Source organism: Pseudomonas lutea, assembly GCF_000759445.1.
GTDB classification, from domain to species: domain Bacteria; phylum Pseudomonadota; class Gammaproteobacteria; order Pseudomonadales; family Pseudomonadaceae; genus Aquipseudomonas; species Aquipseudomonas lutea.
In genome coordinates this window covers 788739-809995 of sequence record NZ_JRMB01000001.1, presented here as the reverse complement: position 1 = coordinate 809995, position 21257 = coordinate 788739, and the positions used below count along the sequence as shown (strand labels likewise).

The 21257-nt window shown below is 64.0% G+C and carries 7 protein-coding genes; 6 read left to right on the top strand and 1 reads right to left on the bottom strand.

The window, feature by feature from the left end:
- The first annotated feature begins 186 nt into the window (after positions 1 to 186).
- From LT42_RS03365 to LT42_RS03350, 4 genes are all read left to right on the top strand, one after another.
- The gene (locus LT42_RS03365; protein ID WP_152597579.1) at positions 187 to 13107 is read left to right on the top strand and encodes a BapA/Bap/LapF family large adhesin; all 12921 of its coding nucleotides are present in this window, start codon (positions 187 to 189) and stop codon (positions 13105 to 13107) included.
- Between the two features lie 106 nt (positions 13108 to 13213).
- Positions 13214 to 14617, top strand: coding sequence for a TolC family outer membrane protein (locus LT42_RS03360; RefSeq protein ID WP_052075245.1), 1404 nt, complete (start codon positions 13214 to 13216; stop codon positions 14615 to 14617).
- Complete coding sequence (locus tag LT42_RS03355) at positions 14614 to 16779, top strand: type I secretion system permease/ATPase (protein WP_037009950.1); 2166 nt, start codon at positions 14614 to 14616, stop codon at positions 16777 to 16779. The genes LT42_RS03360 and LT42_RS03355 overlap by 4 nt, the downstream gene beginning before the upstream one ends.
- Positions 16776 to 17984 carry a beta-barrel domain-containing protein gene (locus tag LT42_RS03350; RefSeq protein ID WP_052075018.1) on the top strand — a complete coding sequence of 403 codons (1209 nt, stop codon included), beginning with the start codon at positions 16776 to 16778 and terminating at the stop codon, positions 17982 to 17984. The genes LT42_RS03355 and LT42_RS03350 overlap by 4 nt, the downstream gene beginning before the upstream one ends.
- Here LT42_RS03350 and LT42_RS03345 read toward each other — a convergent pair whose 3' ends face one another.
- Positions 17985 to 18581 carry a trypsin-like peptidase domain-containing protein gene (locus LT42_RS03345; RefSeq protein WP_037009949.1) on the bottom strand — a complete coding sequence of 199 codons (597 nt, stop codon included), beginning with the start codon at positions 18579 to 18581 and terminating at the stop codon, positions 17985 to 17987.
- Between the two features lie 395 nt (positions 18582 to 18976).
- Between LT42_RS03345 and proP the strand changes: the two genes are divergently transcribed.
- Entirely contained in the window at positions 18977 to 20479 is a 1503-nt protein-coding gene (gene proP / locus LT42_RS03340) for a glycine betaine/L-proline transporter ProP (protein ID WP_037012863.1), read from the top strand.
- A 94-nt stretch (positions 20480 to 20573) separates the two neighbouring features.
- Entirely contained in the window at positions 20574 to 21248 is a 675-nt protein-coding gene (locus LT42_RS03335; protein ID WP_037009947.1) for an HAD family hydrolase, read from the top strand.
- Positions 21249 to 21257 lie beyond the last annotated feature (9 nt).

Sequence of the window (21257 nt, the reverse complement as noted above, 5' to 3'; positions counted from 1 at the left end):
TCCCTATCTAACTTAGATTTTTAGCAGCGAAATCAGTAAGTTGTCATCCCCTCAATCCGCTTGCTGCCTATCCGTCAAACAATATTCCGTTGATATTGGGTGGATCCAATCTAAATTAATGGCAAACGGCTTCCACTCATAAGAACGAAATGCACCTGACTGGGAAGCCGAAGTCAGGCGGCTGGTATGACACGCCACTCACCGCGTTGTTGTAGTGCTAAAAGCGAAGAAAGGGACTGTCACATGGACAATATCGTTGTAGCCAATAAAGCAACCTCCGAACTTACCGCAAAGACCTGGGGGAATCTGTCCCTCGACACGCCCTCCGTTGTTCAAATGCCCGTTCCCCCCAGTCAAGTCGCTTCAGTGAGCCGCAATGGCCAGGAACTTGTGGTGAATCTGAAAAATGGCGAACAGATCAAAGTTGCCAATTTTTTTAATGCGACCGCGGACGGCGTCAACAGCGACATGGTTTTTCAGGGTGAGGATGGCACCCTTTGGCAGGCCCAATACGATGCCCAGTCCTTTAACGGTTTCACATTTGATGAAGTCAATTCGCTGGACACACTCATCGCAGACGCGGGCGTAGTCAGCGGCGCGACGCCGACCTGGGCGTTTGCCGGCCTCGGCCTGCTCGGTGCCGGCGGTGCCGCTGCAGCAGGCGGGGTAGCTGGAGGCGGTGGCGGGGGCGGTGGTGGCGGCAGCAGTCCGGCCGACACTTCGGCCCCCGTCGCACCGGGCAATCTCCTGGTCAGCGCTGACGGCTCCCTCCTGACCGGCACCAGCGAAGCTGGCTCGACCATTCAGGTACGCAACAATAGCGGCGTCCTGCTGGGCAGCGGAGTCACCGGGCCGGACGGCAACTTCAGCCTCACGCTCAGTCCGCCACAAACCAGCGGCCAGCCATTGCAGGTCAGCGCAATCGATGCTGCCGGCAACGTATCGCCTCCTGCTCAGACTACGACGCCGGTTGTCGACGATGGCCAGCCCGGTGGCGGTACGCCGCCCGGCGCAGACACTACGCCTCCCGCTGCTCCAACCAACCTTGCAGTCAACCCAGGCGGCACTGTCCTGACCGGCTCAGGCGAAGTCGGCGCGACCGTTCAGGTGCGTGCGGCCGACGGCACCTTGTTGGGCAGTGGCATCGTCGGCGCGGACGGGACCTTTAGCGTCGGGCTCAATCCTGCGCAGACTGACGGCCAATCGTTGACCGTCAACGCGATCGACGCTGCGGGCAATGTGTCCGTACCGGCGCAGGCACTGGCGCCGGACCTCGACGTCACGCCACCCGCCGATACCACGCCGCCAGACGCCCCGGGTAATCTCGCAGTCAGTGCCGACGGCATCCGGCTGAGCGGCTCGGGCGAAGTGGGCGCAACCATTCAAGTGCGTGCCGCCGATGGCACCTTGCTGGGCAGCGCTGTCGTCGGCGCCGACGCCACATTCAGCCTGGGTCTGAACCCTCCGCAAACTGACGGCCAGTCGCTGACCGTCAACGCAGTCGATGCCGCCGGCAACGTATCGGTGCCTGCACAGGCGGTGGCGCCGGACATCAATGTCACCCCGCCCGGCGGCGACGTTACTGCGCCGGACGCACCTACCGATATTGCCATCAGCGGCAACGGGCTTATTGTCAGCGGACGCGGCGAACCCGGCAGCACGGCGAGCGTCATCGACATCAATGGCAACGTATTGGGGACCGCAGTCGTCGGCACCGACGGCCTGTTCAACGTCAACCTGAGCGTGGCGCAAAACGCCGGTCAGGTGCTTCAGCTCACCCTCACCGACGCTGCAGGCAATACGTCAGGCAACGTGCCTGTGCCGGCGCCGGATACTACGCCTCCATTGGCACCCTCGGCGTTTGTATTGTCGGCAGACGGCTTGACCCTCACCGGCCGGGCGGAGGCAGGCTCGCGAGTGCTGGTGCGTGATGCATCAGGTCGGGTGATTGGCGCAACGCGTGTCGAGCTGGACGGTAGCTTCAGCGTCCTGTTGGACGCCGCGCAGCGCAACGGCGAAAAACTCAACATCAGCGCGACGGATGCGGCGGGCAACTCGGCGTCGGCAGAGCTGACCGCGTCCGACACCACTGCGCCGACGCAGGTGCGCGATGTGGTGATCAGCGCAGACGGTACGCAAATTTCCGGCAAAGGCGAGATCGGTGCGACCGTTTCGATCGTCAGTGCCGCCGGTGCACCATTGGGCACGGCGGTTGTCGGTGCCAATGGCACGTTTGAAACCACCCTCTTCCCAGCCGCCAGCGCCGGTAATCAGCTGCAAATTACCCAGACCGATGGTGTCGGGCTGGTCTCGCCCGTGCTGGTGGTTACAGCACCCGATGCGAACGGTCCTGCGACACCTTCCGCATTGGCCATCAGTGCCGATGGAGCGCAGCTGACCGGTACCGCGAGTGCCGGCTCGCTGATTCAGGTGCGCGACGCCAACGGCGTGTTACTCGGCAGCGCAACCGCCGCCGGCAATGGCAGCTTCACGGTGACGCTGGTGCCCGCACAAGCCAATGGCGAAGTGGTTGACGTGGTCGCCGTGGATGGACTGGGCGAAAGCTCGGTCACCGTGCCGGTCACTGCGCCCGACATCACCGGCCCGACGGCCGCCACCGATCTCGGCGTGGCCAACAACGGCCTTACGCTGAGCGGCCGTGGCGAGCCGGGCGCCAGCGTGTCGGTGCTTGATGCCCAGGGCAATGTGATTGGCACCGGTGTGACCTCGGCCACTGGCAATTTCACTGTCACCCTGAGTACGCCGCAAACCAATGGTCAGGCCCTGCAAGTGGTGCTGAGCGACGCTGCCGGCAACCCGTCGCCCGTGACCCCGGTCAGCGCGCCGGACCTGGATGGCCCGTTGCAGCCGGGCGCCATCAACATCGACGTCAGCGGCACGACCCTGAGCGGCGTCGGCGAGGCCGGCTCGACCATTACCGTCAGCGCGACCAATGGGGCCGTGCTCGGCACCGCCATTGCGGCAGCGGACGGCAGCTTCACGGTGGTCCTGAGCAGCCCGCAAAATAACGGCCAGACGTTGGTGGTCAGCGCCACTGACACGTCGGGCGGCCCGGCGTCCAGCGTCAGCTTTGTGACCCCTGACACCCAGGCGCCTGCAGCACTGGTCACCCCGACGCTTGATCGAACCGGCCTGATTATGACCGGTACCGGTGAGGCCAATGCCAGCCTGACGGTACGCGGCCCTGACGGCAGCATCATAGGCAGAGGCCAGGTTGGCCCCGATGGTCGCTTTACCCTGACGCTGGACCAGGCGCAAACCGACGGCCAACTGTTGCAGGTGACTCAGGCCGATGGCGCAGGCAACCAATCGCCCCCCGCGCCGGTTATCGCGCCGGACCTCAGTGCACCGCCTGCCGTGACCAATCTTGATTTGTCAGCGAACGGTCTGATCGTCACCGGTAACGGCCAGAGCGGTGCCACCGTGACCGTCACCGGGCCCCTCGGCGCAACGTTGGGCAGCGCCGTGGTGGGCAGCGATGGACGTTTTGAGATCACCCTGTCCAATCCGCAGATCAATGGCCAGGCCCTGAGCGTGACCCAAGTCGACGCCTCGACCCTGGTGTCTCCGGCGGTTCCCTTGCAGGCGGCAGATATCCAGCCTCCCGCCGCCCTCACCGGGCTCACCCTGAGCACCGATGGCCTGACCCTGAGCGGCCAGGCCGAGCCCGGCGCAACTGTCACCGTCCGCGATGCTAACGGTAACCCGCTGGGCACCGCCGTCGCCGACTCGACCGGTGGTTTCAGCTTCACCTTCACCTCGGCCCAGGACAACGGGCAGCTGCTGCTGGTCACCCAGACAGACCTGGCAGGCAACACCTCTGCTGCCACCTCCTACACCGCGCCGGATACATCGGTGCCGAGTGCGCCAACCGGAGTCAGCATCAGCAACGACGGTCTGACGATCTCCGGTACCGGTATCGCCGGCGACACGATTGTGGTTCGCAACGCCGCCGGCCTTTTGCTGGGTTCGGCCACCGTCGCAGGCAATGGCAGCTTTACCGTGACGTTAAACGCGCCGCAGCTGGACGGGCAGCGCCTTGATGTGATCCAGACAGACGCCGGCACCCAGCCCTCGGTGGCCGTTCCTGTTACGGCCCCCGATGTCACCGCGCCGCCTTCGCCAACCGGTGTGACGCTGGATGGCAATGGCGAGTTGACCGGCATTACCGTGCCCGGCAGCTCGGTCAGGGTGCTCGACGCCAATGGCGCACAGATTGGCACCGCTACTGTCGCGCCAGATGGCACATTCAGCTTCACCCTCCCCACGGCGCTGAGAAACGGCGAGACGCTTCAAGTGGTAGCGAGCGACGGGACGAATCTGTCGCAGCCAGCACAGGTCGTGGCGCCCGACACTACCAACCCGGTTGCCATTACCGATCTGGCCATCAGCCCTGAGGGTGACGTGGTTTCCGGCGTCGGCGAGCCTGGCACCACCATCACCATCCGCGGACCGGGCAACCAGCAGATCGGAATCGGGACCGCGGGCCAGGATGGCGCATTCGTTATCACCCTCACCCAACCCGTCCCGAGCAACACCACCGTGCAGGTCATCAGCACCGATGGCGCCGGCAATTTTTCGACGGCTATCCTGGCCGGCCCCAACGGCACTGAATTGGCAACGCCCAACAGCATGACCATCAGTCCGGATGGTTTCATCCTGAACGGCGCCGCGACGGCGGGCAGTACGGTCACCGTGCTCGACAGTACCGGGCTCAATCTGGGCAGCAGCAAGGTCAACAGCTTTGGACGCTTCAGCATTCTGATGCGGTTCGCGCAATTGAATGCCCAAACCCTGCACGTCACCGCCACCGACGACACCGGCCACTCCTCGGTCACCGCCCTGGTAGTGGCCAACGACCTGACCGCGCCTGAAGCGCCTGCCAGCCTCACCATCAACGCCGACGGCAGCGTGGTCTCGGGCAGCGGTGAAGCCGGCGCGACGGTCGCCATTAGCAACAGCGGCGGCACTGTGCTCGGTCTGGGGACCGTTGCACCCAACGGCACCTTCGCGATTACCCTGACGCCTTCGCAACTGGACGCCCAGCCGTTGACGGTCACGCAAACCGACATTGCCGGCAATGTCTCGCAAACCGGTAGCGTCATCGCCCCGGATCTCAAGGCGCCTGACGCGGCGACCGGCCTGAGCATCAATAACGTGGGCACGGTGGTCAATGGCGCCGGCGAGCCCGGCGCGACCGTGACCATTCGCGATGCCGCCGGCAACATCCTCGCCACCGGCCTGGTTAACCAGAGCGGCCAGTTCCAGGTCACGTTGCCCAACGCCGTGACCACTGGCGAGGCGCTTTCGGTAACTCTGACCGACGCTGCCGGCAACGTCTCGACTGGCGCAAGCATCACGACCGTGGACACCACACCACCGGCGACGCCGCAAAGTCTGCTCATCAGCGGAAACGGCAGCACATTGACCGGCCTTGGCGAACCGGGCGCGACGGTGAGGGTTCTTGATGCCAGCGGCGCGTTGCTCGGCAGCGCAGTGGTGGCCGGCGACCGCACCTTCACGGTGACGCTGGCGCCCGCCCCCAGCAATGGCGAAGCCCTCGACATCAGTCAGGCCGATGCGAGCGGCAACGTGTCGCCGTCGGCCAACCTCACGGCGCCGGACATCAGCCCGCCCGCTGCCCTGACTCAAGTGGTAGTGAACGCTGACGGGCTGAACGTGACCGGTCGAGGCGAACCCGGTGCGCTGGTGACCGTTCGCAATGTCGCCGGCACCGTCTTGGGCACCGGCCGTGTCGACGCCGCCGGCGCCTTCGACGTCACGCTCAGCGCCGCGCAAATCAATGCACAGGTGCTGACCGTCACGCAGGAAGACCCGCCTGGCAACGTGTCGACGGCGGTCAATGTAACCGCCTCGGACCTTACCGCACCCGACAGCCCGGCCTTGCTGGTGCTGAGCGGCAGCGGTCTGCAACTGACCGGCAATGCCGAAGCCGGCAGCACCGTCACCGTGCGCGATGCGTCCGGGGTGATAGTGGGTTCGGCGGTTGCCAGCGTAAACGGCACCTTCCAGCTCACCCTTTCCAGCCCGCAGCTCAATGGCCAGAGCCTGAGCGTCACGGCCACCGACGCCGCCGGCAACGTCTCGGTGCCGACGCCTTATCTGGCCGCAGACACCCTTGCTCCGCTCGCCCCCACCAATCTGGCCATCAGTGCCGACGGCGTGACACTGGGCGGCAGCGGTGAGGCCGGCGCCAGAGTAGAGGTGCGCGATGCCACTGGCACCCTGATCGGCAGCGGCACCGTCGCAGCCAATGGCGGCTTCTCCGTGACCCTGAACCCGGCAGCCAGCACGGGCACAACGCTGAGCGTGGTCCAGACCGACGTGGCGGGCAATGCATCCGACTTCGCCCAGGTGGTTGCCCCGGGCAATCTGGCCGAGCCTGCGCCGGTGAACCTGGCCCTCAGCGCCGATGGCCTGAGCCTGACCGGTACCGCCACTGCCGGCAGCACGGTCAGCGTGCGGAACGCCGCCGGTGCGCTGCTGGGTACAGCGCTGGTCAACAGCAACGGCACGTTCACTGCGCAGCTTAACGCCGCCCAGCTCAACGGCGAGTCGCTGTCGGCAGTTGCCACCTCCAGTGACGGGATCAATTCGCTGGCCACCGCTTACCTGGCAGCCGATGTCACCGCACCGGGTCAGCTCACCGACCTGGTGCTCACTGCCAATGGCCTGACTCTGACGGGTCATGGTGAAGCCGGTGCGACGGTAACGGTGCTCGGTGTTGGCGGATTGATCGTCGGATCCGGCCAGGTCGGTGCTGACGGCACCTTCACCCTGGCGATCAACCCGGCGCAGATCGCCGGACAATCCCTGAACCTCAGCCAGACCGACGCAGCCGGTAATGAGTCGGCCAGCGCCAGTCTGATCGCCAGAGACCTGCTCGCACCCGACGCGCCGCTCGGTCTGGCAGTGACGCCCGATGGCGCCGTGATCTCCGGCACCGGGGAAGCGGGTGCCACCGTTAACGTCTTCAACGCCAGCGGCGCCTTGGTGGGCTCTGGCAGTGTGCGCATCGACGGGACCTTCCAGTTCACCCTCAACACACCGCAAGCCAACGGCGAAAGGCTGGCCGTGACGCTGACCGATGCCGCCGGAAATATCTCCCAGACCACCAGCCTGACGTCGGTTGACACCACGGCGCCGCTGGCGCTGAGCCAACTGAGCATTTCCAGCGACGGCGCCACACTGACCGGCCGCGGCGAAGCCGGCGCCATCGTTACCGTCAGCAACAGCGCGGGTCTCCCGCTAGGCACCGCGACGGTAGGCAGCACCGGAGCGTTCACCCTGGTGCTGACGCCTGCCCTGACCAACGCCGAGGTGCTGACGCTGGTGCAGCGCGACGCCGTTGGCAATGTGTCACCGCAGGCCAGCCTGACCACACCGGACTTCACCCCGCCGGATCAGCTGGATAACGTCAACATCAACCCGGCCGGCGCCGTGGTGACCGGTACCGGTGAGGCCGGTGCCACTGTCACTGTGCGCGATGCAAGCGGCACTCTGCTCGGGACCACGCTGGTGCTGGCAGACGGTACGTTCAGCGTCACCCTGACGACGCCGCAGATCAACAGCCAGGTGCTGAGTGTTCAGCAGGCCGACCCGCCCGGCAATGTCAGCGTACCGGCCACCGTCACGGCGCCCGACCTGACTCCGCCAGCAGTCGCAACCGATCTGCGGTTCAATGCCTCAGGCAGCGAGCTCAGCGGCAGTGGCGAAGTGGGCGCGAATGTTCGTATCACACTGGCAAACGGCACCGTCGTCGGCACCGGCAGTGTGGGCCCGGACGGCACGTTTCAGATCACTATGACGCCGCCTCAAAACGCCGGCCAGACGGTATTCGTGGTGCTCACCGATGCAGTCAACAATGCCTCGGCCGCCGGCTTGCTTGCGTCACCCGACATTACGCCACCGGCGCTGGCAACCGGCCTGAGCCTGGATGCCGCAGGGGCGATTGTCAGCGGTCGCGGCGAGGCCGGCGCCAGCCTGCTGGTGACCGACCGCGCAGGCAACCTTTTGGGGACCGGCGTGGTCGCGGCGAACGGCAACTTCGCCGTAACGCTGTCGGTGCCGCAACTCAACGGCCAGGAACTGTTGGTCATTCAGCGCGACGCGGCGGGCAACCCCTCCCTTGGCGCGCCTGTGCTGGCACCTGACATCACGCCGCCGGCCGCCCCGGCGGTGACGGAGCTGAGCCCGAACGGTCTGACGCTGAAGGGCACAGGCGAGATCGGTGCCACGGTCACTGTAACCAGTGCCAGCGGTGCCAGTCTTGGCTCCGCAACGGTCGGTACCGACGGTATTTTCACCGTCACGTTGACGTCCGCCCAGCTCAACGGCGAGCGTCTCAATCTGACTCAGACGGACATTGCCACGAATGCGTCCGCCACGGCGGTCTATCAAGTGGCCGATGTGACCGATCCGGCCGCAGTGACGAATCTTGCTGTCAGCCAGGACGGGGTCCTCCTGACCGGCCTGGGCGAGCCTGGCGCGACCATTCGGGTTTCGGTGGCCGGTACGCCTCAGCTCGGCACGGCAATCGTGCGCGCAGACGGAACGTTCAGCGTGACATTGGCGCCTGCCCAGCTCAACGGCCAGTCGCTGTCGGTGGTGCAGCTCGATGCGGCGAACAACGACTCGACTCCAGTACCCGTCACTGCGCCCGACTCCACGCCGCCTGCGCTTCCAGTGATCACTTCGCTGAACCCGGCGGGCACCGTGCTGCAAGGCACCGCCGAGATCAACAGCATCGTGACTGTGACCTCGGCCACCGGCACGGTGTTGGGCACTGCCACCACCAACGGCTCGGGTCAGTTCTCGGTCAACCTGGTGCCGGCGCAAATCAACGGCCAGCTCATTTCCGTTGTCGCCACGGATGCCAAAAGCAATGCCTCTACGCCGCTCCTTTATCCGGTGAAGGACACTCAAGCACCCGATGCCGTCAGCAACCTGTCCATCAGCGCCGATCACGTGAATGTGGCGGGACGCGGTGAAGCGGGTGCGACGGTGACTGTGAAAGATTCCGGTGGCGTCACCCTCGGCGATGGCCTGGTCGCGGCCAACGGTACGTTTGTGGTCACGCTGAACGCTGCGGTGCCCGCCAATGCCGTTCTGACGATCACTCAGGCGGATGCCGCCGGTAACCCGTCCGGGGTTGCCAACCTCACCGTGCCGGTGAGCCCGCCACCGGATGCCCCGACCAATCTGCTGGTCAGTGCCGACGGCCTGACGGTCACCGGCAGCGCCCCGACAGGCACTACTGTCACGGTTTACAGCGCAACGGGCGTGGTACTGGGCACTGCACCCACCGGAGCGGGCGGCACGTTCAGCGTCACATTGAATGCGGCTCAGACCAATGGCCAAAGCCTCGGCGTGATAGCCAGTTCGATCGCCGGCGGCGCGTCCTTGCCAGCGGCTGTGGTGGCCGCCGACAGCACGCCGCCGGCCGCACTGAGTGAGCTTGCGGTCAACGCCACCGGCACTTTGGTGACCGGTCGGGGTGAAGCCGGGGCAACGGTGACGATAACCGGCGCTGCCAACGCCATCCTGGGCACAGCGCTGGTCAACGCCAGTGGTGCATTCAGCGTCACGCTGACACAGGCTCAGGCCAATGGTCAGGTACTCGGCGCGTACCAGACTGACCTGGCGAACTTGAATTCCGCCACGCTGCCGGTCACCGCACCCGACATCACCGCACCCAATGCACCGACAGCGCTTGTGCTCAATGGCGCGGGCACGGTGCTGAGCGGGGTGGGCGAAGTGGGCGCCACCGTGACCGTGCGCAACGCGTTGGGCGCCTCGTTGGGTACCGCCGTCGTCGGGCCGGACGGCACCTTCAGCGCCAACCTTTCGGCGGCGCAGCTCAATGGCCAGGTGCTGACCGTCACCCAGCGAGACGCGGCCGGCAACGTTTCCCTGCTGGCCACTGCCAATGCCATCGACACGACCCCGCCTGCCAACCTGACCAACGTCGCGCTCAACAGCGCTGGCTTGCAGGTCAGCGGCAATGGTGAAGCCGGCGCGACCGTGCGCGTGACCAATGCGGCCGGCGTGGTGCTGGGCACTGCGCTGGTCAGCGCCGCGGGCACCTTTGTCGTGTCGCTTGCCAGCGCGCAGCTCAACGGCCAGGTGCTGAGCGTTCAGCAAACGGATGCGGCCAACAACCCGTCGGCCGTGGCGATCGTCACGGCGCTCGACGTTCAAGCGCCCAACGCGCCTGCCGCGCTGGTTCTGGCCCCCAATGGCCTGACGCTCAGCGGCAGCGGCGAAGCGGGCGCGACCGTTAACGTGTTCAACGCCGCCGGTACCCAGTTGGGCACCGGCACGGTGGGCGCTGGCGGGACGTTCAGCCTCACCCTGACTGCCGCACAACTGGACGGCCAGGCGCTGACGGTCCGTCAGGTTGACGCCGCTGGCAACGTTTCGGTGGCCGGCAATTTGCTGGCGCCGGACACGACTGCACCGGCAGCACCCACGACCGTCAGCGTCAATGCCGGCGGGACCGTGGTGTCGGGCACAGGCGTCGCCGGCTCAACGTTAACCGTGCGCAATGCGTTGGGGGCTGTACTCGGCACCACGACCGTGGCCGCCAACGGCAGCTTCACGGTCGCGCTGAGTGCTGCGCAGATCGATAACCAGGTGCTCAGCATCACGCAGGCCGATGCCGCCGGTAACGTATCGCAGGCCGCCAGCGCCATTGCGCCAGACCTGACGCCGCCCGCGCCACCGTCCTCAATGCAGGTAAGCGCCGATGGCTTGACGGTATCCGGCACCGGTGAAATCGGGTCTACGGTGCAGATCAAGTCGTTCAGTGGCGCGGTCATCGGCACGGGCACCGTGGGGGCGAACGGCACTTTCAGTGTCACGCTCGCCCCTGCGCAGATCAACGGCGAAAGCCTGTTCGTCAGCCTGACCGACAACAAGGGCAATCTGTCCGCGGCCGCCAACGTTACCGCGCCGGATATCGACGTCAACGCGCCGGTGGTGGCAAGCGATAACCTGGCCACCGCCACCGTCACGCTGACGCCGGCGAAAGCTTCGCAAACCTACGCAGACTCGTTCACCACCCTGTTGGCCGGCTTTTCCAAAGCGTTCGTGTTCACCGTCGCCAGCGGCACCAGCCTTGACCCGACGCTGACGCTGACGACCAACAGTCTGGTATCGCTGCTGGACGGCGTGGTCTATACGCTGCAGGTCAAAAATGCCAGTGGCAACTGGGTCACCCTGGACGTCAACGGCAGCGGCGGTTTGCTTGACCTGGTTGCGCTCACCGGCCAGGGTGTGCGGGTGAATATTGGCGACTTGCTAAGCGGTGACTACCGGCTAGTGGTGTCGAGCACCGGCATCGGGGTCGCGACTACTGTCAACACTCAGCTGCAGCTCGACGTCACCAGCCTGACCCAGTTCAACGGCACCGCCGGCGCGCCGGTGACGGGCAACGTTATCAGCGACGTTGGTGTGGACGGCCAGCGAGACTCGACCGGCCCTGACAATGGCGCGGTGCTGCAGGTGTTGAAAAACGGCAGCTACGTCACGGCGACCGCCGGGCTGACGGTTCAGGGCCTTTACGGCACGCTGACCATCGATGCCAGCGGCAACTACAGCTACAAAGCAGACGGCTCGGCCAGCAGCGTCGGCAAGGTCGATGTCTTCACCTATCAGTTGGCGCACCCGAACGGCCTGACCGACACCGCCAACCTGTACGTGCGCATCGACAGCCCTCAGGCGACCGAGGTGTGGAGCAACAGCAATCTGGCGAGCCCGGCCTTCTTGGTCGACGCGACCAATGATGTGGCGTTCAGCGACATCACGCTGGTGAACAAGGAGGTGATCACCAATTCCACATTGGGCAGCTTTGGTGTTCTGCTGGGGGGCGGCAACGGGTCCTGGACCACGAGCGTGGCGGCCGGGACTGTCAGCGACCTGACGGTGGTGGTCAGCTCCGCCAATGTGCTCGCCCTGCTCGGGTCGATGACCGTCGGCTTGTACAAGCTCAACACCGCCACCAACCAGTATGTGCTGGTGAAGAGCTACGGCGGCGGCTCGCTGGCCAACCTGGGTGGCGGTAATTACGGCGTGCGTTTCGATGATCAGACGGCGGGGAGCTACCAGGTAAAAGTCGCCACCGGCGGTGTGGGTTTACTGACCAGCGTCAACACCAGCCTGATCAACGCCGCCACCTTCACCAACCAGTTCGTGGTCGGCAGCTACACCCCGGTGGCCGGCAACCTCCTCACCGACACGGCGGGCGGCGGCGCCGATGTACTCGGCTCGGCCTTCACCGTGCTCAATGTGCTGGCGGCAGGCAGCTACGTGACGCCGGGCTACAACGGCACCACGATCGTCGGCACCTACGGCTCGTTGCTGGTCCAGGCCGATGGCCGCTACACCTACACGCTGACGCCAGGGCAATCGGATGCCGTCATCGGCAAAGAGGATGTTTTCACCTACCAGCTCAAGCATCCAAACGGCACCACTGACACCGCCACCCTGACCATCGATCTCGATAAGGCCGGGGCCCTCGCCAGCACCTCGTTTGCCGCGTTCTCGGTGGCGGCGACAGGAGAAGACCACAGCGCAGCGACGGCGGTTGCAGCCCACGGCGCCGAGCTCATTCAGGGCACGGCGGGCAATGACACCCTGGACGGTTCGCACGGCGGTGCAGTGACCCTGCAAGGCGGCGCCGGCAACGACACGCTGATCATCGCCGACCAGCATTTTGCCTCGGTCGATGGCGGCACCGGCACCGACACGCTGTTGTGGGCGGGCGGCGATGCGACCATCAATCTGGGCGATCTGCAAAGCCGTATCCATAACATCGAGGTGCTGGACTTGAACCACACCAGTGCGGTTGCGCTGACCATCAGCCTGGCCGACCTGGTCTCCATTACCTCGCCCGACAACAACACGTTGCTGATCAAAGGAGGCAGCGAAGACACCGTGCACATGAGCAACACATGGATCGCCGGCGCTGCGCAGCAGGCCGATGGCGTCGATTACACCCAGTACACGCCGCAGGAAGATCCGACCCATCACTTGTGGGTACAGAACGGGATTCACGTCGTTTGATTGAACAAAGGGAAGCCCTGTATTCGTACAGTAAGGAAGCCATGTGAAGCGCGTTCGCAAGAAGAAATGGCCGGTGGTCGTCTTGACCATCGGCCTGTGTCATCCGATGTATTCCACTGCGTGGGCCGACGATCAGATCGACCCCAGCCTGCGCAGCATCAGCCCGTCGCGGCTGCAGGCCAAACCTGACGAGCCGCGCCGCAAGAACAGTCGCAACGCTGGCGGTGGCGGGGGTTCAGCCGCGGCGCCAGTGGCCGTCAGGGAGGACAGCCAGACGCTGGGCCTGGAACAGGCAGTCAGGCTCGCCGTTGACTGGCACCCCAGCATCAGCGAAGCGATCGGCACGCTGTATCAGCAAGCCGAGGGCATCAACGTGGCCGAAGCCGGTTATTACCCGCAGATTTCCGGCGGGGTCAAAGGCGGGTATACCAGCGGCTACGGCAGCGATGCCGGCAGTCAGTCGGTGAGCATTTCGCTCAAGCAGATGCTGTATGACTTCGGCAAGGTCTCCAACTCGGTCGAGGCGGCAAGAGCCAAGGCAGCGCGCAGTCAGGCGAGTATCCTGCTGGCGATCGATCAGGTCAGCCGCGACACCGCGTTCGCCTACATCGAGGTCCAGCGTTATCAGCGTTTGGTGGACGTCGCCCGCGAGCAGATTCGCGGGGTCGGCGATATCGTCGAGCTGGCCAGGCAACGCAGCGACATGGGCGCCAGTACCCGCTCCGATGTGGTGCAGGCGCAATCCCGGGCCGAAGGCGCGATGGCCACGTTGCAGGAGTACAAAGCGCTGTATGCGCGCTGGCAGTCGACCTTGACCAACCTGCTCGGTCGGCAGACACCGCCCCAGGTCAGCGACAGCTCCAGCCTTTCAATGAGCAATGCCTGCAACGCGCCGGTGATCACCGACGCCCTCCCCGCCGTGCTGCAAGCGGCGGCCCAGCGCAATCAGGCTCAGGCCGAACTGGCCCAAGCCAAGTCCGAGGCCTACCCGACACTGTCGTTGCAGCCGTCGATCAACCAATACCTGGACGACCATTACGACGACCAGAACTCGACCATCAATCGCACTCAGGCCGGAATCTTCCTCAATCTGGAAGTGCCGATCTACCAAGGGGGCGCTACCAGTGCTCGCAGCCGTGCCGCCGGCTACGCGCTGACAGCGGCTGATTCGGCCGAAGACGCCGCACGCTTGCAGGCCCGCCAGGGGCTGGGCGAAGCGCAGGCGCAAACGGCTGGCCTGACGCGCAGGCTCAGCTCCCTTGAATTGCGGCAGACCAGCATCACCGAGGCGCGTGAGTTGTATGGCCGGCAGTATTTGGAGCTGGGCACGCGGCCGCTGCTCGACCTGCTTAACGCCGAACAGGAAATTCATCAGTCCCGCTTCGATCTGGCCAACACCCAGGCCGACCTGCGCCGTCTGCAAATCGACTGCCTGTACAACAGCGGTGCCCTGCGCCGTGCGTTCGGCATCGACCACAGCACCATCCAGCACGTGGAGATCCTGCCATGACCGAGACCATCGTCATCCCTCAGGATGCTGCTCCATCGGCAGGCCCCGAGCGCGCCGACTACTCGCCCTGGCTCGAAGCCATTCTCAAGGTGGCGCGGCATTACCGCCTGGACGTTTCACCGGAAAGCATTCGCCTGGTTTCGGTCCACAGCGAAGGCCGGGTTGAAGAAGTGGTTCGGCACATGGCGCGCCAGGCCGGGTTAAGCGTCAAGTTCGCCCAATACGACCGAAAAAGCCTGTCGCGCTGGCGCACGCCATTGCTGGTGCAGATGCGCGATGGCCAGGTCGGTGTCATCGAAAGCGTTGGCGAACAAGGCGAACTGGGCATCGCCTACAGCGGCGACCAGGGGCTGCAAAGCCGCATCGACCCCGGCGTACTGGCCGAGCAGGCGCTGCGCACGGTGGTGCTGCGGCCGGTTCAGCCACTGAGCGATGTGCGCACCGACGACTACATCAAACCTTACGACGAGCACTGGTTCCGGCGCATCGTGCTGAGCGACTTGCGCCCTTACGGCCAGGTGATGCTGGCGTCGCTGGTCGCCAACCTGCTGGGCATGGCCGGGGTGCTGTTCTCCATGCAGGTCTACGACCGGGTGATCCCGGCCGAGTCGTTGCCGACCCTCTACGTGCTGTTCGGCGGCGTGATGCTGGCGCTGGTATTCGATTTCGTCATGCGCATCATGCGCCTGCGCATCACCGACGTGCTGGGCAAGCGTGCCGACCTGCGCGTGTCAGACCTGGTGTTCGGCCATGCCTTGCGACTGCGCAACTCCGCGCGGCCCAAATCCACCGGCTCGTTCATCTCCCAGTTGCGCGAGCTGGAGCAGATACGAGACTTGATCACCTCCAGCACGGCGACGGCACTGGCGGACATGCCGTTCTTCTTCCTGTTCCTGCTGGTGTTTTATCTGATCGGCGGATCGCTGGTGCTGATTCCGCTGCTCGCGCTGGTGGCGATGGTGTTGCCCGGTCTCCTTGCTCAACGCAAGCTGGCGCGGCTGGCCAATGCTTCCATGCGCGAAGCGGCGCTGCGCAACGCCATGCTGGTGGAGACCGTGCAGGGCATGGACGACATCAAGGCACTGCAAGCCGAGCAGCGTTTCCAGCAGCAATGGAATCACTACAACGCCGCCTCGGCCGACAGCAGCCTGAAGCTGCGTTCGTTGACCAACAGCCTGGTCGCCTGGACGCAAAACGTGCAGGGCGCCGTATTTGCCGTGGTCATTGTGTTCGGCGCGCCGATGGTGATCGCCGGCGATTTGACCACCGGCAGCCTGGTGGCGGCGTCGATGCTGGCCTCGCGAATGATGGCGCCGATGGCGCAACTCACCCACGTGCTGACTCGCTGGCAGCAGGCCAAGGTGGCATTGCAAGGGCTCAATCGCCTGATGCAGATGCCGGTTGATCACCCCGAAGGCAGCCAGCGCGTGCACTTGCCGTCGATCCGTGGCGATTACGTGTTGCGCCAGGCCGGGTTCAAATACAGCGAAGAGGCCTCGCCTGCGCTGAGTGGCATCAATCTGACCATCCGTCCCGGTGAGCGCATCGCCGTGCTGGGTCGCAACGGCGCCGGCAAATCCACGCTGCTGCAGGCGCTGGCCGGCGCCATGGACCTGGCCACCGGCGAGACCAGCCTGGACGGCATCGCCCTCGCCCACATCGACCCGGCCGACCTGCGCCGAGACGTCGGGTTGATGTCGCAACAGGCGCGGCTGTTTCACGGCACGCTGCGCGACAATCTGACCCTCGGCGCAGGTCAGGCCAGCGACCAGGAAATCATCGCCGCGCTGGCAGTCACCGGCGCGCTGGAGTTCGTGCGGCAACTGCCTAAAGGCATGGACCATCTGATTCTGGAGGGTGGTCTGGGGTTGTCCGGCGGGCAACGCCAGAGCCTGTTGCTGTCGCGCCTGCTGATTCGCCAGCCGCAGATCCTGCTGCTGGACGAACCCACCGCCTCGCTGGATGACATCACCGAGCGGCAATTGCTGGAAAAACTGTCCACCTGGTGCCAGGGCCGAACGCTGATCGTCGCCACCCACCGGGTGAGCATCCTGCAACTGGTGGAACGCATCATCGTGCTGGACAACGGCCGGGTGGTGATCGACGACCAGCGCGACGCCGCCCTCACCCGACTCAAGCAACCGCAAGGAGCGAAGGCATGAACGCACTGACAACCGGGCAGACGCCCAGGCTTGCCGATCAGGTGTCCTACCTCGACGGCCAGGACGAACGAAGCATCGCCGGTGGCGTGCGGGTGATCTGGGTCTGCGCGCTGATGCTGGCGTGCTTTCTGGCCTGGGCGGCGTGGTTTCAGGTGGTGGAAGTGTCCACCGGCACCGGTAAAGTGGTGCCCACCTCCAAAGAGCAGCTGATTCAGTCCATGGAGGGCGGGATCATCAAGGAGCTGAACGTCAGCGAAGGCACCCTGGTCGAGCGCGGTCAGGTGCTTGCGCAACTGGATGCGGTCAAGAGCGAATCCAACGTCGGTGAAAGCGAAGCGAAATACCGGGCCGCGCTGGCGAGCGTCAACCGGTTGCAGGCAGAGGTCAGCGAAAAACCGCTGGCCTTCGATGCATCGCTGGATAAATACCCCGAGCTGCGGCGCGCCGAAACCGACTTGTTCAACGCCCGACGCAAGGGCCTGAGCGAGACGCTCACCGGTATAGAGAGTTCGCTGAAACTGGTGCGCAGTGAGCTGGCCATCACCGAGAACCTGGCGAAAATCGGCGCATCGAGTCGGGTCGAAGTCCTGCGCTTGAACCGTCAGCGGTCGGAGCTTGAACTCAAGGCCAGCGAGGCGCGCTCGGAGTACATGGTGCATGCCCGCGAAGACCTGGCCAAGGCCAATGCCGAGGCGCAGATGCTGTCCGCGGTGATTCGCGGCCGTAGTGACTCGCTGTCACGTCTGACCCTGCGATCGCCGGTGCGGGGCATCGTCAAAGACATTCAAGTCAGCACCATCGGTGGGGTTGTGCCGCCCAACGGCCAGCTGATGCAGATCGTCCCGCTGGATGAGCAACTGCTGATCGAGACGCGCATCTCGCCACGTGACATCGCGTTCATTCATCCCGAGCAGCAGGCCAAAGTGAAAATCACGGCCTATGACTACTCCATCTACGGCAGCCTGGACGGCAAGGTGGTGACCATTTCGCCGGACACGATTCAGGACGAGGTCAAACCGGAGATTTTCTACTACCGCGTGTACATCCGCACGGACTCGGACGTGCTGCGCAACAAGGCGGGCAAAACCTTTGCCATCGTCCCCGGGATGATCGCCACCGTGGACATCCGCACGGGCGAGAAGACCGTGCTGGATTACCTCATCAAACCGCTGAACCGAGCCCGCGAAGCCCTGCGCGAACGTTGATCAATTCGTCGCCAGATGGACCGCTGCCGGCGTGGCAGGCTTGAGCTGCGCCGTGTAGCGGGTCCACTCGCGATTGATTTCGTTGTACGGCATGAAAATGCTCACACGTGGCTGGTTGGCCAGGTCCAGACGTTTGATCTTGGCCAGGTCGCTGGAGGTCAGCAGTGCCACGGTAATCCCCACCACCTTGCCGTCTGCCGCGAAAACCGGACCGCCCGACATACCCTTTGCCACCGGGCCATCATGGGTGCCATACATCACGTTGCCTTCTTTGGCGTCCAGACGAACCATGGCCGGCAGCGCATGGCCGCTGCCTTTCACCGACATGTAAGCAGAATTGAAGCCCACGGAAGTCAGCTCTTCGCCCGGCTGGTACGAGCGCCACATCGGCACGTGATCTGCCTTGTGCTTAAAGAACTGCACATCGCCCTGCCCCTGAAACACTGCGCCCGGGATGTACGGAATGTGCTTGACGGTGACGGCGTAATCTTCGTTCCACTGGATCGCGGTGCCCATCAACAGATAAGGCAACGGTGCGCCGGAGTGGACGACAAACGCTTGGTCAAAAACAGGATCCTGGTTAAACGCGGTGGGCATTCCGTTGCACCCGCTGATCAGCACGCAAGCTGCAACAAGTGACTTAAAGGGGCGCATTGTTTTTCACGTGGGGGTAAGTGGATGACGGGAGTGAATATGTCATTGAGCCATCACTAATGCAATAGGCTCACTCTACCGTTTGTCCGCACCTAATAAACTCAGATTATTGGATCCAAGCGTTTCGAAGACATTCGAACGCTGAAATCGTTCATTTGCCATTCATTTGCACGGTGTTGCGAAAAAACCAGCCCCTTTGATGAATTATTTGCCGCTTCGCCCGCTCTCATGCAGCACACCCCTCCGACACCACTACAGCATGCAGCGTCCCGCGCCTTCGCGTGCCGGACACCGGCATGGATTTTCTGCACCACGACACTCAAGCTGCCGAGATTGATATGAGATCACGCAAGAAGACCGTCAACCCGATCGGGTTGCAAGACATCACTATCGTCGACGACGCCAAGATGCGGAAGGCCATCACCGCCGCCGCCCTGGGCAACGCAATGGAATGGTTCGACTTCGGCGTCTACGGCTTCGTGGCCTATGCACTGGGCAAGATCTTCTTCCCCGGCGCCGACCCCAGCGTGCAGATGATTGCGGCGCTGGCGACCTTCTCGGTGCCATTCCTGATCCGCCCCATTGGCGGCGTGTTTTTCGGGGCCATCGGCGACAAGTACGGACGGCAGAAAGTGCTCGCCGCCACCATCGTGATCATGTCGCTGAGCACCTTTGCCATCGGCCTTATCCCCTCTTATGAGTCGATTGGCATCTGGGCGCCTATCCTGCTGCTGCTGGCGAAGATGGCCCAGGGCTTTTCGGTCGGTGGCGAATACACCGGCGCGTCGATCTTCGTCGCCGAATACGCCCCTGACCGCAAGCGCGGTTTTCTCGGCAGCTGGCTCGACTTCGGCTCGATCGCCGGCTTCGTGCTGGGCGCCGGCGTTGTGGTGCTGATTTCTTCGGTGATCGGTGAGGAGAAGTTTCTTGAGTGGGGCTGGCGCTTGCCGTTCTTCCTCGCGCTGCCGCTGGGGATGGTCGGGCTTTATCTGCGTAACGCGCTGGAAGAGACACCGGCCTTCCAACAACACGTCGAGAAGCTGGAGCAAGGCGACCGCGAAGGTCTGGCCCATGGCCCTAAAGTGTCGTTCAAGGAAGTGGCCACCAAACACTGGCGCAGCCTGCTGACCTGCATCGGCGTGGTCGCGGCCACCAACGTCACGTACTACATGCTGCTGACGTACATGCCCAGCTACCTCTCGCACAACCTGCATTACAGCGAGGATCGCGGGGTGCTGATCATCGTCGCGATCATGGTCGGCATGCTGTTCGTGCAGCCAATCATTGGTTTCGTGAGCGACAAGATCGGCCGTCGGCCTTTCATCATTGCCGGCAGTATCGCGCTGCTGTTGCTGTCGATTCCGGCCTTCAAGCTAATCAACAGCGGCCAGCTGGGTCTGATCTTTGCCGGCCTGTTGATCATCGCGGTGATCCTCAACTTCTTCATTGGCGTAATGGCTTCAACGCTGCCGGCGATGTTTCCCACCCACATTCGTTACAGCGCACTGGCAAGTGCCTTCAACGTCTCGGTGCTGATTGCAGGTATCACGCCGACGGCGGTGGCCTGGCTGGTCGAGACCACCAACGATCTGTATATGCCCGCCTATTACCTGATGGTCGTGGCGGTGATTGGCCTGATCACCGGCCTGACCATGAAAGAAACCGCCAACAAGCCTTTGCGTGGCGCCGCCCCTGCCGCTTCGGACCTTAATGAGGCACGCGAGCTCCTGCAGGAGCATCACGACAACATCGAGCAGAAGATCGAAGACATCGACACACAGATCGCCGAGCTGCAGGCCAAGCGCGAAAACCTCGTTCAACAGCACCCGCGTATTGACTGACCGGTCATACCGAACGGGCCGCCCGGTACTGCCGGGCGAGCCCACTTTCACGTTCATTGTCAGCGGATGACACCTGTACCCACGGAGCCCCACCATGCGACCTAAAACCTCTTTCCTGTTTGACCTGGACGGCACGTTGACCGACAGCGTCTACCAGAACGTCACCGCCTGGAAAGAAGCCCTCGATTCGGAAAACATTCCCCTGGCCATGTGGCGCATCCATCGCAAGATCGGCATGAGCGGCGGGCTGATGCTGACGATGCTGTCCCGCGAAACGGGCATGAAGATCAGCGAAGCCCAGGCCAAACGCCTGAGCGAAAAACACGCCGAGGCCTACGAGCGAACCCAGGACCAGATCATTGCACTGCCAGGCGCCGTTGAGTTGCTGCAAACCCTGACCAAAGAAGGCTTTGAGTGGTGCATCGCCACCAGCGGCGAGATGGACACGGCGAAGATCAACCTCAAAGCGCTGGACCTCAAGCCCGATCAGATCAATCTGGTGACCCGCACCGACGTCACCCATGGCAAGCCTGACCCGGACCTGTTCCTGACCGCAGCTGAAAAAATCGGCGCGAAGATCGAAGACTGTCTGGTCATTGGTGACGCCATCTGGGACATGCTGGCGGCGCGCCGTTGCAAGGCGACGGGCATCGGCCTGCTGTCCGGCGGCTACGACACCAGCGAACTTGAACGTGCCGGCGCGCTGCGCGTCTATGAAGACCCGCTGGCGCTACTGGAACATCTGGACGAGGTCGCCACACGCAGCTGACGGCCCGGT